This window comes from Paenibacillus sp. AK121, assembly GCF_019042715.1.
Lineage (GTDB): Bacteria > Bacillota > Bacilli > Paenibacillales > Paenibacillaceae > Paenibacillus > Paenibacillus polymyxa_C.
The window spans coordinates 89,227-96,288 of the sequence record NZ_JAHPJM010000017.1 but is presented as its reverse complement, the minus strand read 5'-3'; the positions used below and the strand labels follow the sequence as shown (position 1 = coordinate 96,288).

Annotated in this window: 8 protein-coding genes; 7 read left to right on the top strand and 1 reads right to left on the bottom strand. The window is 45.2% G+C overall.

Translation table 11 applies throughout. From position 1 onward, the window contains the following. Nucleotides 1-300: 300 nt before the first annotated feature. Nucleotides 301-720: a hypothetical protein gene (locus KSP24_RS22825; protein ID WP_013368653.1), complete on the top strand. Its 420-nt coding sequence runs from the start codon at nt 301-303 to the stop codon at nt 718-720. A gap of 364 nt (nt 721-1,084) precedes the next feature. On the opposite strand, the gene KSP24_RS22820 is transcribed toward KSP24_RS22825, so the two are convergent. Further along, nucleotides 1,085-1,612, bottom strand: coding sequence for a hypothetical protein (locus tag KSP24_RS22820; protein ID WP_216976836.1), 528 nt, complete (start codon nt 1,610-1,612; stop codon nt 1,085-1,087). Between the two features lie 399 nt (nt 1,613-2,011). On the opposite strand from KSP24_RS22820, the gene KSP24_RS22815 reads away from it, so the two are divergent. The 6 genes from KSP24_RS22815 (at nt 2,012) to holB (ending at nt 6,965) form a co-directional block, all read left to right on the top strand. Then, complete coding sequence (locus tag KSP24_RS22815) at nt 2,012-2,197, top strand: sigma factor G inhibitor Gin (RefSeq protein ID WP_013368656.1); 186 nt, start codon at nt 2,012-2,014, stop codon at nt 2,195-2,197. A gap of 144 nt (nt 2,198-2,341) precedes the next feature. Then, nucleotides 2,342-3,925, top strand: a complete 1,584-nt coding sequence (locus KSP24_RS22810) for an aminotransferase class I/II-fold pyridoxal phosphate-dependent enzyme (RefSeq protein WP_216976834.1) — start codon at nt 2,342-2,344, stop codon at nt 3,923-3,925. Nucleotides 3,926-4,028: 103 nt separating this feature from the next. Continuing rightward, nucleotides 4,029-4,676: a dTMP kinase gene (gene tmk, locus KSP24_RS22805; RefSeq protein ID WP_013368658.1), complete on the top strand. Its 648-nt coding sequence runs from the start codon at nt 4,029-4,031 to the stop codon at nt 4,674-4,676. Nucleotides 4,677-4,749: 73 nt separating this feature from the next. Next, complete coding sequence (locus KSP24_RS22800; RefSeq protein ID WP_007427998.1) at nt 4,750-5,079, top strand: cyclic-di-AMP receptor; 330 nt, start codon at nt 4,750-4,752, stop codon at nt 5,077-5,079. Nucleotides 5,080-5,275: 196 nt separating this feature from the next. Beyond that, nucleotides 5,276-5,719: a YaaR family protein gene (locus tag KSP24_RS22795; RefSeq protein ID WP_013368659.1), complete on the top strand. Its 444-nt coding sequence runs from the start codon at nt 5,276-5,278 to the stop codon at nt 5,717-5,719. A gap of 250 nt (nt 5,720-5,969) precedes the next feature. Beyond that, entirely contained in the window at nt 5,970-6,965 is a 996-nt protein-coding gene (gene holB / locus KSP24_RS22790) for a DNA polymerase III subunit delta' (RefSeq protein WP_216976832.1), read from the top strand. The last annotated feature ends 97 nt before the right edge of the window (nt 6,966-7,062 follow it).

Here is a 7,062-nt window from a genome sequence, read left to right as displayed (position 1 = left end):
ACCGTTAAGCCCTCCAGCGCCGATGGTACTTGGACCGCAGGGTCCTGGGAGAGTAGGACGTTGCCAAGCAACAAGTAGAGAACCATGATCTTATTAAGATTATGGTTCTTTTTTGCATATAGATGTAATTTGGAAATATCCTTACAAAAGGAAGGTAACATTTTTGTTACGGAATGTAAGAGCAAACCCTGTATAATATAGGTATTGAATCCCATACACATACGCTGCTATATTGCAGAATTATGCAAACTCCATTATAGGATTTTGTATAGTCAATCAGGCTGGTAAGGAGGGAAGATCATGCGGCGAAATAAATGGCTTGCTCTATTGGTGCTATTCAGTGTCGCTGTCGCGATTCTTACCGGGTGCGTGGAAGAGGAGCCTTCTTGGACATCGTTTGAGGGTGCTGCTAACGAGAAGACGTTTCCGGTTCCCAAAGAAGCTAGTAAAACCGATCGGGCCAGCAGCAATTCGGACATGGACTATGTACGCTATGCATTGCCAGCGTTGAAGGAAAGCGATAGTCTACCTGCTCCTTATCTGGAGGAGATTGCAGCCTGGGGCTGGACTGAGGAACCGAATTTATCTACCTCGAATCAGAAGGTGTTCCAGAAAAATAAACACATGGTGCATTTGTCTGTGCATGATGGTTCTTTTACCGTATTGGTTCCAAAAGACAGAAAAGCTACCGTGAAGAGTAAAAGTGTAGACCTTAATTAAGAGTGCGATTTTCACTTAAGTATGCAACACAAGATGTATTGTGGGGTCATAGTTAACTCATAGTGTATTGGTTGCTGTACGGATAATGATGAATGATAAGATGGGGAAGCACTTGAAAATGCCGTTGTGTAGAGAGTGGCTTCCTTTTATATATTTGTGTATAGATTGATTTACTAATTTAACGACATATATAATGTGGATAAAGTCTAAGTCTATTTAGTGAGAGAATAAAGGGATTATAATTTGTTAAATTACAAAAAAGGAGCAACCCGGGTCGGGTTGCTCCTTTTTATTATTCTTAGGCTGAAGCGTTGGAGATACATTAGTTGAAGTTTCGATCTGTACAGATAGGAGGTGAATTGATTTACTGTTGATAGTAGGAGGCTTCTTCATCGGTGAACTTCAACATGCCATCTTTTCTCTCCCCTGTAAGCCGACTCAAGACGTATAAACGCGGTGCAATGAGCCATAAGTGCCAGAAGAGTAAGGATACTGTAAAGGCTGGTGGAGACCAGAGAATGAATACGGCAGATAAGCAGGTACCAATCCAGAGTGTATGTATGTGCACACGACGAAAAATCCTATAGCCTATGTACTGGTCTGTCATATAGCCTAGCCAAGGCAACCTGCGCTGGAATGCCCAGCGTTTGCGGAAGGCTGGCCCACCACCTATATATAGGACAGATCGCGAGATTACGAAGTGTACCCATAAGGTTAGGAAAAAGGCAAGAGCAAACAAAAATACACTAGTCCAGGAAAAGGCAAGAAGCAGAAAGAGAAGCATAATAACAGGCAGTGTGAGGTGACTCCATATCAGCTGACGCGGTATATTGATTTTTTTGATGAGCTTGTAGTGATAGTAGGTAGCTTTGGTTCCGGTTTCCTCTGTCATGCGAACAGTCCTTTCATTAATCTACTGCATCACAAGTGGCTTCCCGTCCACAGCCGGAAAAAGGGACGGTACTTCGCTCATGCCGCTTTAATAAGCATCAATTATTTTTTGTAAGAGTATAGAACGACGACATCTAGCGTTAGCTAACCTATTCTATAATTACAGGAAAAGCTCTCACTGATGAAGTTTACAAAGGCTTCGATGAAAGAGCATCCATACATAGAAGCTTTTCTTATTATATCGGCATATGCGGCTGTTTTTTTAAACATACGGGGTACAAACACCATAATAGCCCAAGGAGAATATATATAGAGTATATCGTCGAACTGGGCTATGAAAAGGTTTAAAATAGTAGAAAGTGACCCATACTAATAGTAAAAGAAACAAGGTGGGATGGATATGCATGATCAAGGTGACCACCGCTGCATCATATGCGGACAACACAAACATGAAGGCATTTTTATCGTTTCCGAGTTTATCTGTGATACGTGTGAAGCGGAAATGGTGCACACGGATGCAACTGACGCCAAATATCATTTTTTTATTGATCAACTAAAGCAAATTTGGGTACAGAAAAATGCATAATCTCCTTCGCTAGCTAGTGTTTGAAGGATGGGCATTCCAAGGTCTGTCGATACGGGCCTTTTTTTCTGTGAGTAAAAGTAGGATTCCGCTTGATTTTACGATAAAATAGGGTAGATATAAAGCTTTGTTTGGAAGGATTGCAGAATGATGGGGAAAAAGGCGGTTCATGCACCGTTAGTGGAAGCTCTAATACGTTACAGGTCTCAGGGAAATGCTTCTTTCCATGTACCCGGTCATAAAAATGGACAAGTCTATAGGCATGAAGAAATGGCATCTCTGTTGCAAGAGGTGATGTCTATTGATGCGACGGAAATTACCGGACTGGACGATTTGCATCACCCAGAAGACGTAATCCGTGAAGGTCAGGAGCTGGCTGCGAAGTGCTTTGGTGCAGAAGAGAGCTTTTGGCTTATTGGAGGCAGCACAGTCGGAAATTTGGCTATGATTTTGACCGTATGTACGAAGCCGGGAGATGTACTACTGGTACAGAGAAATGTACACAAATCTGTTCTGAACGGTCTCATGTTATCGGGAGTCAAGGCCGTATTTCTAGATCCGGAAATAGATACACTAAGCGGGCTGGCGGTTGCTCCATCGACAGACACGATAAAGGCTGCTCTCAAGGCCTATCCATTGGCTAAAGGAGTATTACTTACGCTCCCTAACTATTATGGGATGGGGCATGATCTGACTGCTACAGCTAAAGCTTGTCATGCAGCCGATGTGCCGTTGATGGTAGATGAGGCACATGGTGCTCATTATGGACTGCATCCTCGTTTGCCAGTCTCTGCTCTTTCCTGTGGTGCTGATATAGTTGTCCAATCGACACATAAGATGCTTCCAGCTATGACCATGGGAGCCATGTTACATGTGCAAGGACGGAGAATTCATCGGGAACTGCTCCGTCAGCGGTTGGCTATGGTGCAAAGCTCCAGCCCTTCGTATCCATTAATGGCCTCGCTCGATTTGGCAAGATGGTATATCGATGCTTATGGCACGGATGCCTTTACAGAGGGCCTAGCAGCAGCAGACGCCTTTAGGAAGGGGCTGACGCAGCTCCCACGCTTTCGCTTGGTAGAACCTACACAGCAGGTAAGTGAAGAGTGTGGCGCTCAGAAGGGGATCTCTGAGGCCCTGGAAAGGGACGAGAAGAGAAGTGATGGTTACTCAACTCAGGACCCTTTTAAAATGGTGCTATATGATACATGGGGTGTACTAGATGGCTTTGGGTTAAAATGTGAGTTGGAGACTTACCGGTGTATCCCAGAGATGAGCGATGAGAAGCATGTGGTCTTATTGTTTACGTTAGGCTCTACAGCTAGGGATGCGAGTCACCTGTTGCAGGCTCTTGTGCATATAAATAATGATATAAGGTTTAAGTGGACGGCTGATAAGCCGGAGTTAGCGGGGATAGAGCAGCAGAGGCCAGAATTGGATTTTTCCACGTGGAACAATGAGGGAATGAAGGCTTACTCCAGTCCGGTGCAGTTTGGGCTTCAACCGATTAATCCAGATCAGATGGAGATCGTGCCTGTGGAGGAATCAGCTGGCAGGATAGCTGCTGAAATGATTATTCCGTATCCTCCAGGTATCCCGCTACTATATGCAGGGGAAATGATCACAGAAGCGATTGCTCTACGGATGATTCGCCTACGTGAGCTGGGAGCTAAATGGCAAGGGATAGCAGATGAAAGTATGCTTACGATTCGGGTATTCCGTTTACAATAAAGATTAGATACTAGAGAATTAACAAATACAGAAGACTGGATAAAAGAAGCATACGCAGCCTGTGGGTGACTTTTATTTTTCAGGCAGGAAAGCAGGGAATAACATGAATCGCAAAGGCATTTTTATTACGCTGGAGGGGGGAGACGGCTCCGGTAAAACAACCATGATCCAACGACTGGCAAAGTATATGGAGGAAGAAGGCCATCCAGTCGTCACGACGAGGGAACCGGGCGGCATCGAAATTTCTGAAAAGATTCGTTCTATCATTCTGGATCCTGCTCATACCAGTATGGATGCCCGAACAGAGGCACTTTTATATGCGGCGGCGCGGCGTCAACATTTGGTGGAGAAGGTAAAGCCGGCTATTGAACAAGGAGCTATCGTATTGTGTGACCGTTTTGTGGACAGTAGCCTGGTCTATCAAGGGTTTGCAAGAGGAATCGGAATTGAAGAGGTAGCTTCGATTAATCGCTTTGCGGTAGATGATTGGGAGCCAGATGCCACGTTCTATCTGGATATTGAGCCCGAATTGGGGTTGGCAAGAATTAATGCGTCACGGGGAGAGGAAATGGATCGCCTCGATATGGAGAGCATATCGTTTCATCATAAGGTACGAGAGGCTTATCTGGAGCTGGCTCGCAAATTTCCGGAACGAATTACGATTGTGGATGCATCTCCCGCACCAGAGCAGGTAGAGCAAGTATTGAAGGATTTGCTGAAAAAGCGGTTTATTCAGAATTTTAGCGTATAATTGTCGAAGGATATACGGTAAAATTGAGCTAGGGACAAGGTGTCCCTAGTATGACTTGAAGGAGGAATACAGGATGAAGCTGATTATTGCGATTGTACAGGATAAGGACAGTAATAGATTATCCAGCGGACTGGTGAAGGCTAACTTCCGTGCTACCAAATTGGCCAGTACAGGAGGATTTCTGCGTGCAGGCAATACGACATTTATGATTGGTGTTGATGACAATCAGGTAGACTCGTTGATGAATGTCATTCGCAGCAGTTGCAAGGTACGTGAACAGCTGGTCACACCCGTTACCCCTATGAGTGGGACGACGGACTCCTATCTACCGTTGCCTGTTGAAGTGCAGGTGGGTGGAGCGACAGTTTTCGTGATGCCTGTAGACCGTTTCGAGCATTTCTGAATCTACACAATAGAACCTATTTTGCCGATATGATAGTGGAAATGCCTGTTTCTCGCTCATGATGGGAATGAGGAGCAGATCCACTAAAACGGCAGCGCTACAGCGCAGCCCCCGGAAAGCCGAAGAGACTCCCGAGTTCTCTATTGAACTGTTCGTTGAGGGAAAAGGGAAGCATCCGGGGAGAAAGCAGGTTTATATGAAAATAAATCCGGGCTACCGCCCTTTACACAGTACATTGTCTACAAATGAAACGAGTGCTAAGCCAATTCAACCGAAAAGCTTCTCCGATGTTATGCAGCAAAATGGGGAGCAGGCTTCGAAGGAGGAATTGAACCGGCGCTTTAAGGAAATTCAAATGCAGGGAGATCGTCTTGCTCGCTCAATGACGATTCGTGAGTTGAAGGCCTATAAGATGCTGGTCAAACGGTTTTTGGAAGATACAGTTCGGCGTGGCGTGTCTATGAAAGACACAAAGGGATGGGATCGTCGGGGACGCAGCAAGCGTTATAAGCTCATTGATGAAGTGGATGAGCTATTGCTCAAAATGGCAGATGAGCTGCTTGATACCGAGCAAGGGAAGATTGAGCTTTTGCAAGGAGTCGGTGAGATTAGAGGTTTGTTGATTAATCTTTCATTTTAAATTGCAGTCTTATGTTATAAATGAATACAGACGGGCTGTTGCCACGATGAAATAATCTGCTTGCTGATCATGCTGGCAGATTATTTTTGACTATGTACATGTGGGCAAACATAGTATGCATACAGCAGTACAGTTATACTGAAGAACCATGATTTGAGGGTGAGATCATCGGAACAGTAACAAACTCGCCCGGGGAAATAACGGTTAGCTGATGGTTCATCGTTGTTTTCAGTGGAGAAAGTGAGGAAATATGTCTTTCCAACATATATTAGGGCAGGATGTAGCTAAAAAAATGCTGCAGAGTGCATTGCGGAATCACACAGTCAGCCATGCTTATGTTTTTAGCGGACCGCAGGGAAGCGGACAGATGAACATGGCACAGACCTTTGCCAAGGCTTTATTCTGTGAGAAACAGACGGATGATGCATGTGGGGAGTGCTTGTCATGCCGCAAGGTAGAGCACGGGAATCACCCGGACTTGCACATTGTAGAGCCTGATGGGGCAACGATTAAAATTGATCAGATTCGTGGACTTCAACGAATATTTTCATACAAATCTGAAAGCTCCAACCCTAAGGTATATATCATTCGGCAGGCGGATACCATGACAGTGCAAGCTGCTAACAGCCTGCTTAAATTTTTGGAGGAGCCTCAGATTCCTGTGGTCGGTATACTCATTTCTGAAAATGGACAGGCGTTGCTGCCTACGATTCAATCGCGGACACAGCAGGTACCTTTCCACGCTTTACAGCCGGAAATGATGATGCAGGCGTTAATTGGGGAAGGCTATACGGCAGGACTTGTCCGGTCAGTGGTTCATATGGCTTCCGGACTGGAATCATGTAGAGAAATTCTCCAGCAGAATTGGTTTGCAGAAATTAGAAACGTAGTGTTACAATTAGTGAAGGAGTCCATGAGCCGGGGGAGTTCGTCAATTATTCTGGCTCAACAGAAGATTTTTAAAACTGGACTTTCTGATCACCTGGATATTCTGTTTCATCTGTTTCATTTGTGGTTCAAAGATATGCTTCATTTCCGTTACGGAAGGCACGAAAGCATTGTTTTCATAGATCATTTGGAGTCCGTCTCCAAATTGGCAATCACCCGCAGCACGGAACAATGGGTCTCTTATATGGATTTGGCCGCGAATTGCAGGAAGAAGCTCCGTTTTCACGTCAACGGACAATTATGCGTGGAGCAGTTTCTGATTGGGTTGTCCGATACAAGCGGTTCTATCACCGGCTAACAGGAAGGCGCGCTTGTTCCACTCTGCACAATCCGCGACGCCAGGTTCCCGGTTTGTGCGACAGTGAGACTTCAATTGCGGCCATTCGTACAATGTC